Origin of the sequence: Novosphingobium sp., from assembly GCF_019748365.1 — a bacterium.
Classification (GTDB): domain Bacteria; phylum Pseudomonadota; class Alphaproteobacteria; order Sphingomonadales; family Sphingomonadaceae; genus Novosphingobium.
In genome coordinates this window covers 1-14,417 of sequence record NZ_JAIEPN010000107.1, presented here as the reverse complement: position 1 = coordinate 14,417, position 14,417 = coordinate 1, and the positions used below count along the sequence as shown (strand labels likewise).

At 66.1% G+C, this 14,417-nt stretch carries 15 protein-coding genes and 1 pseudogene; 9 read left to right on the top strand and 7 right to left on the bottom strand.

Features of this window, described 5'->3' with window-relative positions; genetic code table 11:
- The 4 genes from K5Q19_RS13525 to K5Q19_RS13510 all read right to left on the bottom strand — a co-directional run.
- Positions 1 to 1,528 (bottom strand): AAA family ATPase (locus K5Q19_RS13525; RefSeq protein WP_292946084.1); only part of this gene is annotated, 1,528 nt, incomplete at its 3' end.
- 80 nt (positions 1,529 to 1,608) lie between these two features.
- On the bottom strand, positions 1,609 to 2,373 hold the full coding sequence (locus K5Q19_RS13520; protein ID WP_292946078.1) for a thioredoxin domain-containing protein: 765 nt from the start codon (positions 2,371 to 2,373) through the stop codon (positions 1,609 to 1,611).
- Between the two features lie 108 nt (positions 2,374 to 2,481).
- Entirely contained in the window at positions 2,482 to 3,207 is a 726-nt protein-coding gene (locus K5Q19_RS13515; protein ID WP_292946076.1) for a thioredoxin domain-containing protein, read from the bottom strand.
- Positions 3,208 to 3,209: 2 nt separating this feature from the next.
- Positions 3,210 to 3,782 (bottom strand): DUF721 domain-containing protein, encoded by a 573-nt coding sequence (locus K5Q19_RS13510; RefSeq protein ID WP_292946082.1) that lies wholly within the window; start codon positions 3,780 to 3,782, stop codon positions 3,210 to 3,212.
- Between the two features lie 29 nt (positions 3,783 to 3,811).
- Between K5Q19_RS13510 and K5Q19_RS13505 the strand changes: the two genes are divergently transcribed.
- The 5 genes from K5Q19_RS13505 (at position 3,812) to K5Q19_RS13485 (ending at position 8,592) form a co-directional block, all read left to right on the top strand.
- Positions 3,812 to 4,870 (top strand): A/G-specific adenine glycosylase, encoded by a 1,059-nt coding sequence (locus K5Q19_RS13505; protein WP_292946074.1) that lies wholly within the window; start codon positions 3,812 to 3,814, stop codon positions 4,868 to 4,870.
- Positions 4,871 to 4,873: 3 nt separating this feature from the next.
- A complete protein-coding gene (locus tag K5Q19_RS13500) occupies positions 4,874 to 6,184 on the top strand; it encodes a serine hydrolase domain-containing protein (protein ID WP_292946072.1) in 1,311 nt (436 codons plus the stop codon).
- Positions 6,185 to 6,189: 5 nt separating this feature from the next.
- Positions 6,190 to 7,095: an NAD(+) diphosphatase gene (gene nudC / locus K5Q19_RS13495; RefSeq protein WP_292946080.1), complete on the top strand. Its 906-nt coding sequence runs from the start codon at positions 6,190 to 6,192 to the stop codon at positions 7,093 to 7,095.
- The gene (locus K5Q19_RS13490) at positions 7,092 to 7,790 is read left to right on the top strand and encodes a DsbA family oxidoreductase (RefSeq protein WP_292946070.1); all 699 of its coding nucleotides are present in this window, start codon (positions 7,092 to 7,094) and stop codon (positions 7,788 to 7,790) included. The genes nudC and K5Q19_RS13490 overlap by 4 nt, the downstream gene beginning before the upstream one ends.
- Positions 7,791 to 7,917: 127 nt before the next feature.
- A complete protein-coding gene (locus tag K5Q19_RS13485) occupies positions 7,918 to 8,592 on the top strand; it encodes an EcsC family protein (RefSeq protein ID WP_292946068.1) in 675 nt (224 codons plus the stop codon).
- Between the two features lie 205 nt (positions 8,593 to 8,797).
- Here the strand turns inward: K5Q19_RS13485 and K5Q19_RS13480 are convergent, their stop codons facing one another.
- The 3 genes from K5Q19_RS13480 to mgtE form a co-directional block, all read right to left on the bottom strand.
- The gene (locus K5Q19_RS13480; RefSeq protein ID WP_292946066.1) at positions 8,798 to 10,648 is read right to left on the bottom strand and encodes a beta-galactosidase family protein; all 1,851 of its coding nucleotides are present in this window, start codon (positions 10,646 to 10,648) and stop codon (positions 8,798 to 8,800) included.
- Positions 10,649 to 11,111: 463 nt separating this feature from the next.
- Entirely contained in the window at positions 11,112 to 11,504 is a 393-nt protein-coding gene (locus tag K5Q19_RS13475; protein ID WP_292946064.1) for a DUF1489 domain-containing protein, read from the bottom strand.
- 8 nt (positions 11,505 to 11,512) lie between these two features.
- The gene (mgtE, locus tag K5Q19_RS13470) at positions 11,513 to 12,970 is read right to left on the bottom strand and encodes a magnesium transporter (protein WP_292946061.1); all 1,458 of its coding nucleotides are present in this window, start codon (positions 12,968 to 12,970) and stop codon (positions 11,513 to 11,515) included.
- A 113-nt stretch (positions 12,971 to 13,083) separates the two neighbouring features.
- On the opposite strand from mgtE, the gene K5Q19_RS13465 reads away from it, so the two are divergent.
- The 4 genes and pseudogenes from K5Q19_RS13465 to K5Q19_RS13450 form a co-directional block, all read left to right on the top strand.
- A complete protein-coding gene (locus K5Q19_RS13465) occupies positions 13,084 to 13,539 on the top strand; it encodes a peptidylprolyl isomerase (RefSeq protein ID WP_292946059.1) in 456 nt (151 codons plus the stop codon).
- Positions 13,540 to 13,549: 10 nt separating this feature from the next.
- Positions 13,550 to 13,993, top strand: coding sequence for a GNAT family N-acetyltransferase (locus K5Q19_RS13460; protein WP_292946057.1), 444 nt, complete (start codon positions 13,550 to 13,552; stop codon positions 13,991 to 13,993).
- Positions 13,994 to 14,042: 49 nt separating this feature from the next.
- Positions 14,043 to 14,225, top strand: a complete 183-nt coding sequence (locus K5Q19_RS13455) for a hypothetical protein (protein ID WP_292946055.1) — start codon at positions 14,043 to 14,045, stop codon at positions 14,223 to 14,225.
- A pseudogene (locus tag K5Q19_RS13450) lies at positions 14,222 to 14,417 on the top strand (arsenical resistance protein ArsH); the annotation flags it as partial. The gene K5Q19_RS13455 and the pseudogene K5Q19_RS13450, both read left to right, overlap by 4 nt.

The window sequence follows — 14,417 nt, the reverse complement described above, 5'->3', positions numbered from 1 at the left end:
CCGCCTCGCGCGCGGCCTTGTCGCGGGCGAGCGCCGCGTGTTCGCGTTCGAGCCCGACAAGGTCCGCGCGCGCAGCGGCAAGCTCGGACGAGGCGGCCTCGCGCGCGGCAGCCAGGCTTTCGCGCAGCGCGGACAGGCGCTCGCGCTCGCCGGTCAGGCGTTCCCGCGCTGCGCCCACCTTGGCAAGTGCGGCGGCGGCTTCGGCGCGGCGCGCTTCGGCGGCGGCCATGGCGAGCGCAGGGTCCGGCTCGGCCTCCAGCGCGCGCCGGGTTGCCGCGAACCGGGCATCCTCGCCATCGAGCCGAGCGAGGCGCTGGCGGGCCGCTGTCAGCGCGGCCTCGGCAACGCGCCACTCGGCCTCGATCCCGGCCTGCTCCGCCACCATCGCGGCGAGCGCGAGTTCAGCGGCGCGCGCGGCTTGCTCGGCAGCGGCTTCGGCGGACTTGAGCGCAGGTCCCTCAGCGCTCTGTGCCGCGAGCACGGCTTCTGCACTGGCAAGATCGGCCTCAAGCCTTGCAAGCGCCTCGGCAGCGTCACGTGTCAGGCGGTCGGCCTCGCTACGTTCGTCCTCGATGCGGCGGATCTGGCGGTCGATATCGGCGAGGCGCTGGGCCGCCGCTTCGGCCTGCGCGGTGAGCGCGGCGATGCGCTGCCCTTGCGCGGCGGCGTCCTGCCGCCTGTCGAACAGCGCATCGCGCGCGGCACTTTGCGCGGCGGCTGCGGCGTGCTGGCCTTCCTGCGCGGATCGGGCCACGCCCTGCGCCGCTGCAACGGCCTCCTCCGCGCGCGCCGCCGCAGCGCGGGCGGCCTCGGCAGCGGCGGCGGCATCGCGCCAGCGCGCGAAGATCAGCCGCGCCTCGGCAACGCGGATACGTTCCGAAAGCTGCTTGTAGCGCTCCGCCGCGCGCGCCTGCCGCCGCAGCGTGCCGACTTGCGCTTCCAAGGTCACGATCAGGTCGTCGAGCCTCGCAAGGTTGGTCTCGGTCGCGCGCAGCTTGGTCTCGGCATCCTTGCGGCGGACGTGGAGCCCCGCGATCCCCGCCGCCTCTTCCAGCATCGCGCGGCGTTCGGCAGGCCGCGCGGCGATGACCGCGGCAATCCGGCCCTGGCTGACGAGCGCCGGGCTGTGCGCGCCCGTGGCGGCATCGGCAAAGACGAGCGCCACGTCTTTCGCGCGCACATCGCGCCCGTTGACGCGGTAGGCACTCCCCGCGCCGCGCTCGATCCGGCGGACAACCTCAAGCTCGCTGCCGAACGGCCCGGAAGGGTCGGTTTCGGCGCTAAGCATCACTTCGGCAAAGTCGCGCGCGGGGCGGCTGGCGGTGCCGGCGAAGATCACGTCTTCCATGCCGCCGCCGCGCAAGCTGCGGGCCGAGCCTTCGCCCATGACCCAGCGGATCGCTTCGAGCAGGTTGGACTTGCCGCAGCCGTTGGGGCCGACAACGCCGGTCAGGCCGGGCTCGATCTTCAGTTCGGCAGGTTCGACAAAACTTTTGAACCCTGAGAGTTTCAGGCGCGTGAACTGCATGGGAACGCGGCTGGCCGCGTTTCCGCCCTCAGCCACGCGATCCGCCCCCGCACCGCATGGGTTTGATCAGCTCCCGCCGATCAACGGGCGCCGGCCTGCTTCAGGATCGGCTCAAGCGCGTCCCATGTTGCCACTTCCGCGTTGCGGCCGTTGACGATGAACGTCGGCGTCCCGGTGACGTTGAAGGTTTCGGTGGCCTTCTGCGTATCGGCTGCGAGCTTGGATGCCGTGTCGCTCTTGGCAAGGCACTGCCCGGCCTGATCCTTGGCAATGCCCCGCGCGGCGAAGAAATCGATCAGCCCGCCACGCTCGCCAATGGCCTTGAAGATCTGGTCCGGCGGCAGATTGGCGGCCTGCAGCTGCGCGCCGATCGGCTGGAGCTGGTCGAAGATCGCCTTCTGGTTGGTGTAGACCTGCTCGGTCAGCGCGAAGAAGGTGTCCGGCGCGCCGCAGCGGGTGAGCATCGCCATCGTGGTATCGTAGGGATCGCGCACGAAATTGCGGAATTCGAGGCTTACCGTGCCCTTGGCGACATACTCGTCGCGCAGATGCGGGAAGCCCTTTTCTTCAAACTCGGCGCAGTGCGGGCAGGTGAGCGAGGCGAATTCGATCACCTTGATCGGCGCATTGGGGTTGCCCATCACATAGCCGCCCTCGGGCGTGACGGCGACCACATCGGTCCAGGCCTTGCCCGCCGGCGGCGGCACGGCGTTGAGCGGTGCGCCCACCTGAGCGGCGGCCCCCGTTGCATCATCCTTCTTGCCACAAGCGGCAAGGCCGAGCGCGAGCGGCAGCGCGATCAGCGCGAGGAGAAGGCGGCCGGGGGTGAAGAGCTTGGTCTGCATGAGATAGGGTTCGCTTCGCTCGTGAATGACAACAGACAGTAGAACGCTAGCCGATTGACCGGCGGGATTGAAGGGCCGCAAGCCAGCGGCCCGGGGATTATCGGGACATCAGCGCAGCCGCGCCTCGATCTGGGGCTTGAGCGCGGCCCACGAATAGGTTCCGCTCAGCGGCACGCCATTGAGCAGGAAGCTGGGCGTGCCGTTCACGAAGTCCTTCTCGGTCGCGTCCTTGGTGTGCTGCGCAAGGCGTTCGGCAAGCGCCTTGTCGGCAAGGCAGCGATCGATCTGCGGGCGGTCATATCCGCGCGCTTCCATCAGCGAGTAAAGCCCGAGGTCGGCGGCGATGGCGCGGGTGCGGGCGATAAAGTCATTGTTCGACCAGCGCGCCTTCTGCCCGTCGGTCAGGTGCGCCAGCGGGGCCATCCAGGTCGTCTGGTGGCGCAGGAAAGCGCTGTGATTGCCGAAGAATTTCGTGGCAGGGCCGCAGTGGGTGAGCAGCGCGACGGTCATATCCACCGGATCGCGCACGTAGCTGCGCACCTCGATCGAGCCCTTGCCCGAGGAGATGAAGCCGACGCGTAGCTGGACATCGGATTCCTGCTCGAAATGCGCGCAGTGCGGGCAGGTATAGCTGATGTATTCGACCAGCTTCACCGGCGCGTTGGGATTGCCGAGCAGATGGCTGTCGACCGGGGTGCGCACGACCGTATTGTTCCAGTTGATCCTGGCGGCGGGCGGCGGCGGGACGCGCACGGGTTTGTTCGCCGCGGTGAGCAGCGCCACGCCGCAGAGGGCAGCAAGCAGGAGGCCCAGGGTCTTGATCATCTTGCGCATCGTCAGTCTTGCTTCCCGTTCACATCACCGAGGCTGCGCGCCAGCGATTCCAGCACCGTGCGCAGCTCCGGATCGCCGATATCGCGCAGGCTGTCGCCGAGTTCCATCGGAATCGGCTTGAGCGAGGGCGGTGCGGCGCGGAGCGGACGCTGCGCGTCATTGGAGGCTGGCGGCTGAACGGCACCTTGCCGCAGCTTGACCCGCGCGACGGCGCGATAACCGAAGAACTGGTTCACCCGCTCGATGATCTCCGGGATCACGTGCTGGATCAGCGGGGCATGGGCGGGCGTGACGACCAGTTGCAGAATGCCGTCCGCTTTCTCGCCGGGCGGAAAGCGGATCGATTCGGGCGCGCAGTGGCGGGCATGCGCCGGGCCGACGATCTCGCCCCAGCGCGAGACGACCGAGCTCTGCACGAAGCCGAAGCGGCGGAAGGCGGTGCGCCCGATCGTGGGCATGAGATCGGCGATCGCACGCGCCTCGCCGCCGCGCGGGCGCTCGTAGGTGCGCGGCGCGGCGGTCGTCGCAGTGGCCTTCTTGGCGCTTTTGGGAGGGGCTGGCGGATCACGTTCCATTGTCCGCGTCGCCATGCCATAGCCGCGCCATGCAGGCCAGTGGCGAGAGCGTTCGGATCGGAGATGGCGGCGTCGCGGCGGCCTTGCTTGGCTGGTACGATGTGAACGCAAGGCGCCTGCCGTGGCGTGCTCTGCCGGGCGAACCAGCGCCTGATCCCTACCGCGTGTGGCTGTCCGAAGTGATGCTTCAGCAGACCACTGTCGCCGCTGTCCGCGCCTACTACGCGAAGTTTCTCGAACTCTGGCCCACGGTGGACGCGCTGGCCGCTGCCGAAGATGCCGATGTCATGGCCGCCTGGGCAGGCCTTGGCTACTATGCCCGCGCCCGCAATCTGCTCGCCTGCGCGCGCGAAGTGGCGCGCCGGGGCGGTTTTCCGCGCACCGAGGAGGGCCTGCGGGAGCTGCCGGGCCTCGGCGCCTATACCGCTGCTGCCGTCGCCGCGATCGCCTTCGGGCAGCGCGCGGTGGTGGTCGATGCCAATGTCGAGCGGGTGGTCTCGCGCCTCTTTGCGATAGCCGATCCGCTCCCCGGCGGGCGCACCGCAATCCGCGCCGCCACGGACACAATCACGCCTGACCAGCGCGCTGGGGACTTTGCACAGGCGATGATGGACCTCGGCTCCTCGATCTGCACGGTGAAGGCCCCGCGCTGCCTGCTTTGCCCGCTGGCCGATTCCTGCGCTGCCCGCGCTGCGGGCACGGCAGAGGCCTATCCGGTCAAGGCCGAGAAGAAGGCCAAGCCGACACGCACCGGCACCGCCTTCTGGATCGAGCAGGACGGCGCCGTGTTCCTCGTCCAGCGTGAAGGCAAGGGCATGCTCGGCGGCATGCGCGCGCTGCCGGATGACGGCTGGTCGGCCCGTACGGATGGCCACGCCACGCCGCCCGTTCCCGGCGAATGGCGCCCCGCAGGCGTCGTGCGCCATGGTTTCACCCATTTCGATCTCGAACTGCAATTGATGCTTTGCGGCAGCGCCGATTGCGCTAGTCTGCCACCGGGAGAGTTCTGGCCGGTCGACACTGTCGAAGCTGCGGGGCTGCCCACCGTCTTTGCCAAGGCCGCGCGCCTGGCGCTCGCAAACAGGTAGTTCATGCAAGATCAGACGCTTCAGCTTTCCCGGCGCTCCCTGCTGCGGTCTGCGGGCTGGCTTGGCGCCGGCCTTGCCGGATCCGCGCTCATGCCGGGCCGGCTCATGGCGCAGCCCACGCCCGAGCAGATGTACCCGGCGCTTACCAACCTCGTGTACGAGTACGTGGCTTCGGGCAAACTGGCAGGGGCGGTCGCCGCACTTGGCTGGGGCAGCAATGCGCCGATGCAGATCGCGCGCGGCACCGTGGCGTTCGATTCGGCCACGCCGGTCGATCTCGACAGCCTCTACCGCATCTATTCGATGACCAAGCCCGTCACCGGCATGGCTGCGATGATGCTGGTGGATGAGGGCAAGATCGGGCTCGACCAGCCGATCAGCGATTTCCTGCCAAAGTTCGCGCAGATGCAGGTGCAGGTCACGCCGGACGGTTCGATCACCGACCTCAGGCCTGCGCAGACCGCGATCACGCTGCGCCACCTCCTCACCCACACGGCGGGCCTTGGCTACACGATCATCCAGAAGGGCCCGATCAAGGACGCCTATGAAGCGGCCGGCCTCGTTCCCGCGCGCGTCAGCCGCCTGCCGATTCCGGTGCTGGGCAAAGTCAATACGGCCCCCAGCCTCACGGAATTTGCCGACAAGCTCGCCGAGATGCCGTTGATCTACGAGCCGGGCACGAAGTTCAGCTATTCGGTCAGCCTCGATCTCGTCGGCCGCCTGATCGAGGTCGTCTCCGGGCAGACCTTCGAAGCCTTCCTTGCCGAGCGCCTGTTCGGCCCCTGCGGGATGGCCAGCACCCTCTGGCAGGTCGGCGCCGCGCAAGCCCCGCGCCTGACCACCAACTACTTCCTCCACGATGGCAAGGCCGATCTGCTCGATCCGGCGGCGAGCTCGGCCTATCTCGATCCGCCCGCCTTCGCTTTCGGCGGGGCAGGCCTCGTCAGCAGCCCGCGCGATTATGACCGCTTCCTGATGATGCTCGCCGGCGGTGGCCAGATCGGCAGCACCCGCGTGATGAGCGAGGCGGCGGTGCGGCTGGGCACCAGCAACCTGCTGCCCGCAACCGTAAACCTCGCCGGCAGCTGGATCGAGAACGCGGGTTATGGCGCAGGCGGCCGGGTCGGCCTCGGTGCGGACGCGGGCACTTATGGCTGGTCCGGCGCGGCGGGTACGATCGGCTTCGTCAACACCCGCATCGGCCTGCGCGCGGGCCTCTTCGTGCAGTTCATGCCCTCGATGGCGCTGCCGCTCCAGGAGGAGTTCCCCAAGGCGGTCCTCACCGATATCTCGGCCATGAAGAAGGCGGCTTGAACCTCATGCTCTACCGACCCAACCCGCCGATTTCCTTCACCGGCGCCGTGCTCGACCGCGCCGACCACATCCGCGCGGATGAGGGCAAGCTCGCCGAACTGATGAACTGGCGCGCCCGCCTGCTGCGGCTCGACGGGCTCGATCCGGTGATCGGCGATGATGGCACGCTCGTCTGGGGCACGCTCGCCGATGCCGGAGAGCACGACGAGCTCGTCTTCCTCGGCCTCGACGAAAGCGGGCGCGCCTGCTTCGCTCCCGTCGCGCCCGCCAACAAGGGCAACCCCGGCCCCGCCAACCCGCACCTCTGGGGCGCCATGGCCTCGCTCCCCGCCGGCGATCTCGCGACCTATGGCGGCGCCCGCGCGCTCGTCGATTGGCACGCCCGCCACCGCTTCTGCGCGCGCTGCGGCTATGCCACCAAGCTCGGCAAGGGCGGCTGGCAGCGCAAGTGCGTCAACCTGGATTGCAAGGCCGAACACTTCCCCCGCGTCGATCCCGTCACGATCATGTCGGTCGAATGGGAGGGCCAGCTCCTCCTCGGCCGCCAGCCGCGCTTCCCGCCCAAGCGCTACTCGGCGCTCGCAGGCTTCGTCGAACCCGGCGAATCGATCGAGGAAGCCGTGGCCCGCGAAGTGTTCGAGGAAGCGGGCGTGCGCGTGCGCGATGTGCAATATGTCGCCTGCCAGCCCTGGCCGTTCCCCTCCTCGCTGATGATCGGCTGCCACGCCCACGCCGATGATCCCGCGATCACCATCGACAAGACCGAACTCGACGACGCGCGCTGGTTCACGCGCGACGAGGTTGTCTACGCGATGGAAGCCCTCAAGACCGGCGCCGAGGACGGCGCCTTCATCGCCCCGCCGCCTTTCGCGGTGGCCCATCACCTCCTCAAATGGTGGATCGAGCAATGAGCAAGCCTGCCCAAGTCACCGTAGATATCTGGTCCGATGTCATGTGCCCGTGGTGCGTGATCGGCCACAACCAACTGGAGGCCGCGCTGAAGGGCATGGCAGGCGAAGTCACCGCCACCATCCGCTTTCACCCCTTCGAACTGAACCCCGACATGCCCGAACAGGGCGAGGAAAGCGCCGCCCACATCCAGCGCAAATATGGCCGCACCCCCGATCAGGCCGCCGAAGCCCGCGGCCGCATGTCCCAGGCCGCCGAAGCCGCCGGCTATTCCTTCAGCTATACGGGTGAAGGCGATCCGCCGCCTGCGATGATGTGGAACACGCGCCTCGCCCACCGCCTCCTCGTCCACACCCTGCGCGAACACGGCGCGGACATGCAGGTGAAACTCAAACGCGCCCTGTTCGACGCCCACTTCCAGCAGCGCCGCCGCATGAACGACCCCGCCGTCCTCACCGAGGTGGCCGCCTCCGTGGGCCTAGACCGCACCGAAGCCGCCGCCGCGCTCACCGACCCCGAAATCGACGCTATCGTCGAAGCCGGCGAACAGCAGGCGTGGGACTGGAACATCAGCGGCGTCCCCGCGATGATCATCAACGGCAAATACATGGTGCCGGGCGCGCAGGATCCGGCGACTTATGCGAATTTGCTCCGGCGGGTGATTTCGCGGGAGGCACAACTGGCGGCGGCGGAATAAGAGCCTCCGGCGGGCAAGGGCGAAGGCCCATGCCTTTCGGCCTTTTGGACCCTCGTAACTTGTCACCGTGGTCTCACTTCGATATGTCACTGAAGCTGAATTATGAATTCCGTGTTAGGATTCAAAGATGTCGAGCAATTTGACGATATTGGAAAGAATCAAAGACATCGTGCTCAATGTTGATCCGAACAGTATTGTGAACGATGCTAGGTCGGCTGGCATGAATGTGTCTGAGCCGTCAGACTTCGTTCAGCAGGCACATAATTACGCCTATATCGAAAAGATTTCCGATAAATATTCTGCGACAGCCACAAAACTTTGTGCAGTAAGTGGTCTGACAACCGGGATTGGCGGGCTCGCTACCACGCTTACTCTAGCTGGCGCTGATATCGCAAATATGGCTGCTCAACTCTATCGACTCAACCAAAAACTTGCCATAATTAACGGCTTTGATCCAGCGAACGAATTGCACAGTGAGCGGGCTCAAACGATCTATATGACGTCGCTTGGAATCGACGTCAGCGCGCAAGCAGGGATTCGTGCGCTTGTTACAAAGGCGGCGACTGAGAATTTAGCCAAGCGGGGTCCAGCATCCGCGCCAGCCATTCGTTTAGTCATGGAAGTCACAAAGGTTTTTGGCATCAAGATAACAAAAATGCAGGCCGGCAAATTGGTACCATTTATTGGTGGTGCAATTGGTGCCGGCGTAAACTATACTGTTTCAAAGTCTATAGCTCAAAAGATGATGGCTGATTATAAGTCAGACTACTTTGATCGATGGCAGGTACAGGGCAAGCTTTGATTTTTTGGTTTTTCGCTCTCGGACCGTTGAGATTACAGTGACACTTAGATTACGGTGACACTTTACTAAATCACCAAATCCACTCTCGTCGGCCCGTGCTTGACACGGGCCTTGGCTTTTCTTGGCGGCAAAAGCCCAGCCCGTGTCAAGCACGGGGCGACGGAGAGAGTGGTTCAGGTGCGAGCGTGCCAGCGAGGCATCCCGACTACGCCCCCGCCGCCCGATCCCACACCATCTCCCCCCGCCCCGAAAGCACCGTCTCGGTCGGCCCGAACAAGTCCAGCACCACCACCTCGTTGGCGCCCAACTTCAGCCACGGCGCGGGCACAAACACCCCCCGCTGCGGCCCTGCGCTCCAGTAGCGGCCCAGATTTCGGCCGTTCACCCAGACATAGCCTTTGCCCCAGCCCCGCATGTCGAGGAACGTGAAGCCCGCCTCGCTCGCGGTGAACGAGCCGCGATAGAACGCAGGCCCCGTCTCCCCGCCGCGCCGCGCCGCAAACTGCAGCTTGCCCACGTCCTCCAGCAGCACCGGGCGGTGTTCCCAGCCCTTCAGCAGCATGCCGTCCACGGCAATCGGGCCGATCAGCCCCTTCTGGTCCTTGCCCACGCCCTTGCCGTAATTGGCGTGGCCCATCGCCTCCACCAGCACTTCGATCACCGCCCCGGCCGGCGCGTCGATGGTGAAGCTCTTGTCCCCCCGGCGGCGGTCGAGCGTGGCGGCGGGCTTGCCGTCCACGGTCACCAGCGCCAGATCGCGCACTTCGGTCAGGCTGAGCTGGCCCTTGGCAGCCTGCGCCAGCCGGTGCCGATAGAGCAGCATGCCCGCCGCCCGTCCGCAGCCTTCCAGCGTCTGCGGATCATGGGCCACTTGCGGCGCGCCCAGCAGTTGCGCCAGCGGCGCCACCTCGCCCAGCGCGAAAGGCGCGACGGTCAGCGCCTTCTCCGGCGCGGGCAACTCTGCAAAACGCTCCGCCGGAAGGTAGTCCGCCAGCAGCTTGCGCACCGCCGCATACTTCGCGGTCGGCCGCCCCGCCTCATCCAGCAGCGCGTCGTAATCATAGCTCGAAATATCGGGCTCGAAAAAGTTCTTCTCGACATCGAGATTGGCGCCTGCCCAGGTCCCGAACGAAGTGCCGCCATGGAACATGTAGAAACTCACCGACATCTTGCGGTCGAGCATCCACTTGAGGTTGGCGACCACGTTCGCGGTGCTCGTCGTCGCATGCGTCTCATGCCAGTGGTCGAACCAGCCCGCCCAGAATTCCGAGCAGAACGCCGGACCCGTAAAGCCCTTGACCGCACGCTCCTTGAACGCCTTTTCAGCTTCACCCGGCGTGAATGTGCCGAAATTGATCCCCGCCGGAATGCCCGGCAGCGATCCTTCGGCCAGCATGGCAGCGCCATCGACGGTATAAAGCTGGCCGCCAAACCCGGCGGCTCGGGTCGCATCGACCAGCGCCTGCAGATAGCGCCGGTCGCTGCCGAAGGCGCCGTATTCGTTCTCGATCTGCGTCATGATGATCGGCCCGCCGCGGTCGATCTGGAGCGGTGCCAGCTCCTCGCCCAGCCGCTTCAGCCAGCGCGCCGTGGGCTTCATGAAGCGCGGATCGAACGCGCGCGCCGGGGTGCTGCCATCGGGGAAGAGCCAGGCCGGCAGCCCGCCGCCATCCCATTCCGCGCAGACATAGGGGCCGGGCCGCAGCAGAACATGGAGGCCCTCCTCCTGCGCCATTCGGACCCACGCTGCGACATCAAGATTGTCGGAGAAGTCGAAAGTGCCCGGCACCTGCTCGTGGATGTTCCAGAACATGTAGGCGCTCAGCGTATTGAGCCCCAGCGCGCGCATCTTGCGCAGCCGGTCCCGCCACAGGCCTCGCGGAATGCGCGGATAGTGCATCTCGCCGGCAAGGATCTGGAACGGCTTGCCGTCCAGCAGGAAGTCGTTGCCCTTGACCTGAAAGCGCGAGCCGGCTGGCGCGGCAAGCCCCGGCACGGCCAGCGTGGCAAGGCCGGCGGCGCCGATCCCCATGGCAGTACGGCGATCGAAGGTCATCAGGCAGGTCCCTTTTCGATGATGCGCGGGGCATTTCTAGCCAAACCTGATTTATCAGACTTATTGCCCATCATCAAACGGGACGACCTGGCTCTGCGTCACGAAATCCCTCCCGGCGCCGCCATCCCCGCACTCCCGCGCGATCCCCGCACTACCGCGCGATCCCCGCACCCCCGTCGTCGTCCCCGCATCCCCTCGTCATCCCCGCGAAGGCGGGGATCCAGAGCGGCAACACTCCACACCAGCCATCATGACCAGCACGCCCGCCACCGCGCCGCCCGCATAAATAACAGACGCGTCTGTTATTTATGCGGGCTGTCCTACAGATGCTGCCTTGTAGTATGTTCTATCAATGTTCCGCGCATTCCACGCAAATCCGCCCAGTTTTCCGCGTCAGGCAGCAGCTTGGCGGGGGCTGACAGTTTTCGCTCAGGACTGTGTCAACCGTGTCAACCTTGCGTGCTCAGGCCAGCCCCAGCTTGGCCAGTTCGCCCGCCAGACTCGGCGGCAGCACTTCGGCGCTTTCGCCGTCCGCCAGATCGGCGGGCGCGTCCGCTTCTTCGAGATAGCGCCAGCCCTGATGCGCGCGCTTCGGCTTGGGGTGGACGTCGATCAGCTTCGTCGAGATGACGATATTGGTCCGCCCGCCGTCCGCTTCCTCGAAGCCGAGGATCTCGCTGCGCGCGACGAGCTGGTGCTTGAAGATCCAGTAGAGCGAGCCGCCGATCATCTCCTCGTACCGCTTGGGGAGGTAGCGCGTGGTGAGCCGCGCCCTGTCGCCGCGCGTCTTGAACCAGCTGTGGAGGTCTTCGAACGATGTCGCCCCATAGGCGACCTTGGTCATGTGGAGTGGCATAAGTCTGATCAGGCAAGCCCGCTGAGTACGGCAAGGCCGAGGAACGAGAAGAAGCCCATGACATCGGTCGCCATCGTCACGAATACGGCCGAAGAGACGGCTGGATCGACCTTGAGCCGGTCCAGCGACACGGGCACCAGAATGCCGGCGAGTCCCGCCACCAGATTGTTGATAACCATCGCCGCGCCGATCACGCCGCCGAGCAGCGGGTTCTGGAACAGGAGAGCGGTTCCGGTTCCGATCAGCACCCCCAGCGAGAGCCCGTTGGCGAGCGCGATGCGCAATTCGCGCAGGATCATGCGTACGGTGTTGGAACTGGTCAGCTGGTTGGTCGCAATCGCGCGCACCACCACCGCCAGGGTCTGCGTCCCCGCATTGCCGCCCATGCCCGAAACGATCGGCATCAGCACCGCCAGCAGCGCCAGCTTGGCAATCGCGCCCTGGAACATGCCGACGACGGAGGATGCGATGATCGCGGTGCCGAGGTTCACCACCAGCCACGAAAGCCGCGTGCGCACGGTGAGGTGGATCGGCTCGTTGATGTCGCCGTCGCCCGCACCGGAGAGGCGCAGGATATCCTCGCTCGCCTCTTCCTGGATGATGTGGACCACGTCGTCCACGGTGATCTGGCCGACGAGCCGGCCGCTTTCATCAACCACCGCGGCGGAAATCAGCGCGTACTTCTGGAAGCGGAGAGCCACTTCCTCCTGGTCCATCGTCACCGGGATCAGCGTCTGGTCGCGCTTCATCACATCCGTCAGCGCGATGGAGCGCGGGGTGCGCAGGATCCACGAAAGCGCGCAAGTGCCGATCGGATGGTGCTTGTGATCGACGATGAAGACTTCCCAGAACTCCGTCGCGAGGTCCTGATCTTCGCGCATGTAGTCGATGAGATCGCCGACCGTCATGTGCTCGGGCACCGCGATCACGTCGCGGCTCATCATGCGTCCGGCGGAGTCTTCCGGGTAGGACAGCGCCGTCTCGATCGCGGCGCGGTCTTCGGGCTCCATCTCGGCGAGGACGGCCTGCTGGTCCTCCTCGTCAAGGTCCTGGATCAGGGCGACCGCGTCGTCCGTTTCCATCTCGCCGGCCAGTTCGGCAACTTCGTCCGGATCGAGCTCCTCGACGAGATCGTCGCGGACGTAGTCGTTGAGCTCGGAGATCACCTCGCTGCCGAGCAGGTCGTTGATCGCGCGGGCCAGATCGACGCGGTAGTCGGGGCCGATCAGCTCGAACAAGTCGGCGACGTCGGCCGGATGGAGCGGTTCGACGAGGTTGTAGACGGTCTCCTGATCGTCCGCCTCGAGCGCGTCGGTCACGCGGCGGATGAACGAGGGGCGCAGCGTGTTGTCCTCGTCGTCGAGGCTTTCCGAATTGCGCGCAGGCTCGGCGAGGGGCGCCGCCTCCGTGATCACGGAGCCGGCATCCGCAAATGCGGAGTCGTGCAGGTCTTCGTCGCGCGCCATGCTGGCAGGCGATACGCAAGGGGGAGGCAAAAGCAACCTCGATGGCGCCAAGTGGTATACTTTGCCCGGCAAGGGATTATATGCCGGGGCAAGACAGAAGGGATTTGACGACAATGGCAGACGAAAAGCTGGTTCTCACGCTCGATGGCGGTGATGTTGTGATCAATCTGCGTCCGGATCTGGCGCCTGGCCACGTCGAGCGGATCAAGGAACTGGTGGGCGAAGGCTTCTACGACGGCGTGAAGTTCCACCGCGTGATCCCCGGCTTCATGGCGCAGGGCGGCTGCCCGCAGGGCACCGGCATGGGCGGCTCCTCGAAGCCCGATCTGAAGGCCGAATTCAACGACGCCCCCCACGTGCGCGGCGTCTGCTCGATGGCGCGCACCAGCTATCCGCATTCGGCCAACAGCCAGTTCTTCATCTGCTTCGATGATGCGCGCTTCCTCGACAAGCAGTACACCGTGTGGGGCGAAGTCGAGAGCGGCATGGAACATGTCGACGCGCTGCCCAAGGGCGAGCCGCCGGCAAAGCCCGGCGTGATCCACAAGGCGGCGATCGTCACGGCCTGAGGGCTCGGCGATGCACCTGGAACTCAGGCCTCCCGCGCACGCCGACCGCGCCGCGTGGGACCGCCTGTGGCAGGGCTACCAACGCTTCTACAAGGTCGAGATCGCCAAGGCGGTGAGTGACCTGACGTGGTCGCGGCTGCACGATCCCGCCGAGCCGATGCACGCCGCCATCGCCTGGCAGGGCGCGCGTGCCATCGGCCTCGTCCACTGGATCTTCCACCGCTCGACATGGACCCAGGGCCCCTATTGCTACCTGCAGGATCTCTATGTCGACGAGGACATACGCGGCGGCGGCGCGGGCCGCGCGCTGATCGCGCATGTGCGCGCCGAGGCGGAGGTGGCGGGGGCCTCGCGGCTCTACTGGCTGACGCACGAAACCAACACCGATGCGATGAAGCTTTACGACAAGGTCGCCGAGCGCTCGGGCTTCGTGCAGTACCGCGTGGTGCTGTAGCCTAGCGCGAGATGAAATCGGCGTATTCGGGAAGAAACCGCAGGCGATTATGGCCTTCAAGACCTTGCAGACGCGAACTGAGCCGGTCACGCTCGAAGCGATGGCCGAGCGCCTCGCCGCGCGCCGGGCCGAGATCGGCGAGATCGAGATCCCGCGCAACAGCGGCAAGCGCCGCACCGCGTCGAAGCGCGCGCTTCTGGCGGAGATCGAGAAGCTCGGCGGCGAATGGTGAGCAGTCACACCCGCCTGCGCACGCTTTCCGATCCAGCCTATCTCCCCGCGCTGAACCCGGCCTTCGTGCACGAACGGCCAGCGCTGGGACTGGGCGATCTGGCGCAAGCGCCGCGCATCCTGCTGCTCTATGGCAGCCTGCGCGAGCGCTCGTTCTCGCGCCATGCTGTGGAAGAAGCCGCGCGGCTACTGC

What these genes read in the sequence shown, in the direction of transcription:
- K5Q19_RS13520 (WP_292946078.1), bottom strand. Translation starts at nt 2,373, where the DNA reads ATGCAGACCAAGCTCTTCACCCCCGGCCGCCTTCTCCTCGCGCTGATC.
- K5Q19_RS13515 (WP_292946076.1), bottom strand. Translation starts at nt 3,207, where the DNA reads ATGCGCAAGATGATCAAGACCCTGGGCCTCCTGCTTGCTGCCCTCTGC.
- K5Q19_RS13510 (WP_292946082.1), bottom strand. Translation starts at nt 3,782, where the DNA reads ATGGAACGTGATCCGCCAGCCCCTCCCAAAAGCGCCAAGAAGGCCACT.
- K5Q19_RS13505 (WP_292946074.1), top strand. Translation starts at nt 3,812, where the DNA reads ATGCAGGCCAGTGGCGAGAGCGTTCGGATCGGAGATGGCGGCGTCGCG.
- K5Q19_RS13500 (WP_292946072.1), top strand. Translation starts at nt 4,874, where the DNA reads ATGCAAGATCAGACGCTTCAGCTTTCCCGGCGCTCCCTGCTGCGGTCT.
- nudC (WP_292946080.1), top strand. Translation starts at nt 6,190, where the DNA reads ATGCTCTACCGACCCAACCCGCCGATTTCCTTCACCGGCGCCGTGCTC.
- K5Q19_RS13490 (WP_292946070.1), top strand. Translation starts at nt 7,092, where the DNA reads ATGAGCAAGCCTGCCCAAGTCACCGTAGATATCTGGTCCGATGTCATG.
- K5Q19_RS13485 (WP_292946068.1), top strand. Translation starts at nt 7,918, where the DNA reads ATGTCGAGCAATTTGACGATATTGGAAAGAATCAAAGACATCGTGCTC.
- K5Q19_RS13480 (WP_292946066.1), bottom strand. Translation starts at nt 10,648, where the DNA reads ATGACCTTCGATCGCCGTACTGCCATGGGGATCGGCGCCGCCGGCCTT.
- K5Q19_RS13475 (WP_292946064.1), bottom strand. Translation starts at nt 11,504, where the DNA reads ATGCCACTCCACATGACCAAGGTCGCCTATGGGGCGACATCGTTCGAA.
- mgtE (WP_292946061.1), bottom strand. Translation starts at nt 12,970, where the DNA reads ATGGCGCGCGACGAAGACCTGCACGACTCCGCATTTGCGGATGCCGGC.
- K5Q19_RS13465 (WP_292946059.1), top strand. Translation starts at nt 13,084, where the DNA reads ATGGCAGACGAAAAGCTGGTTCTCACGCTCGATGGCGGTGATGTTGTG.
- K5Q19_RS13460 (WP_292946057.1), top strand. Translation starts at nt 13,550, where the DNA reads ATGCACCTGGAACTCAGGCCTCCCGCGCACGCCGACCGCGCCGCGTGG.
- K5Q19_RS13455 (WP_292946055.1), top strand. Translation starts at nt 14,043, where the DNA reads ATGGCCTTCAAGACCTTGCAGACGCGAACTGAGCCGGTCACGCTCGAA.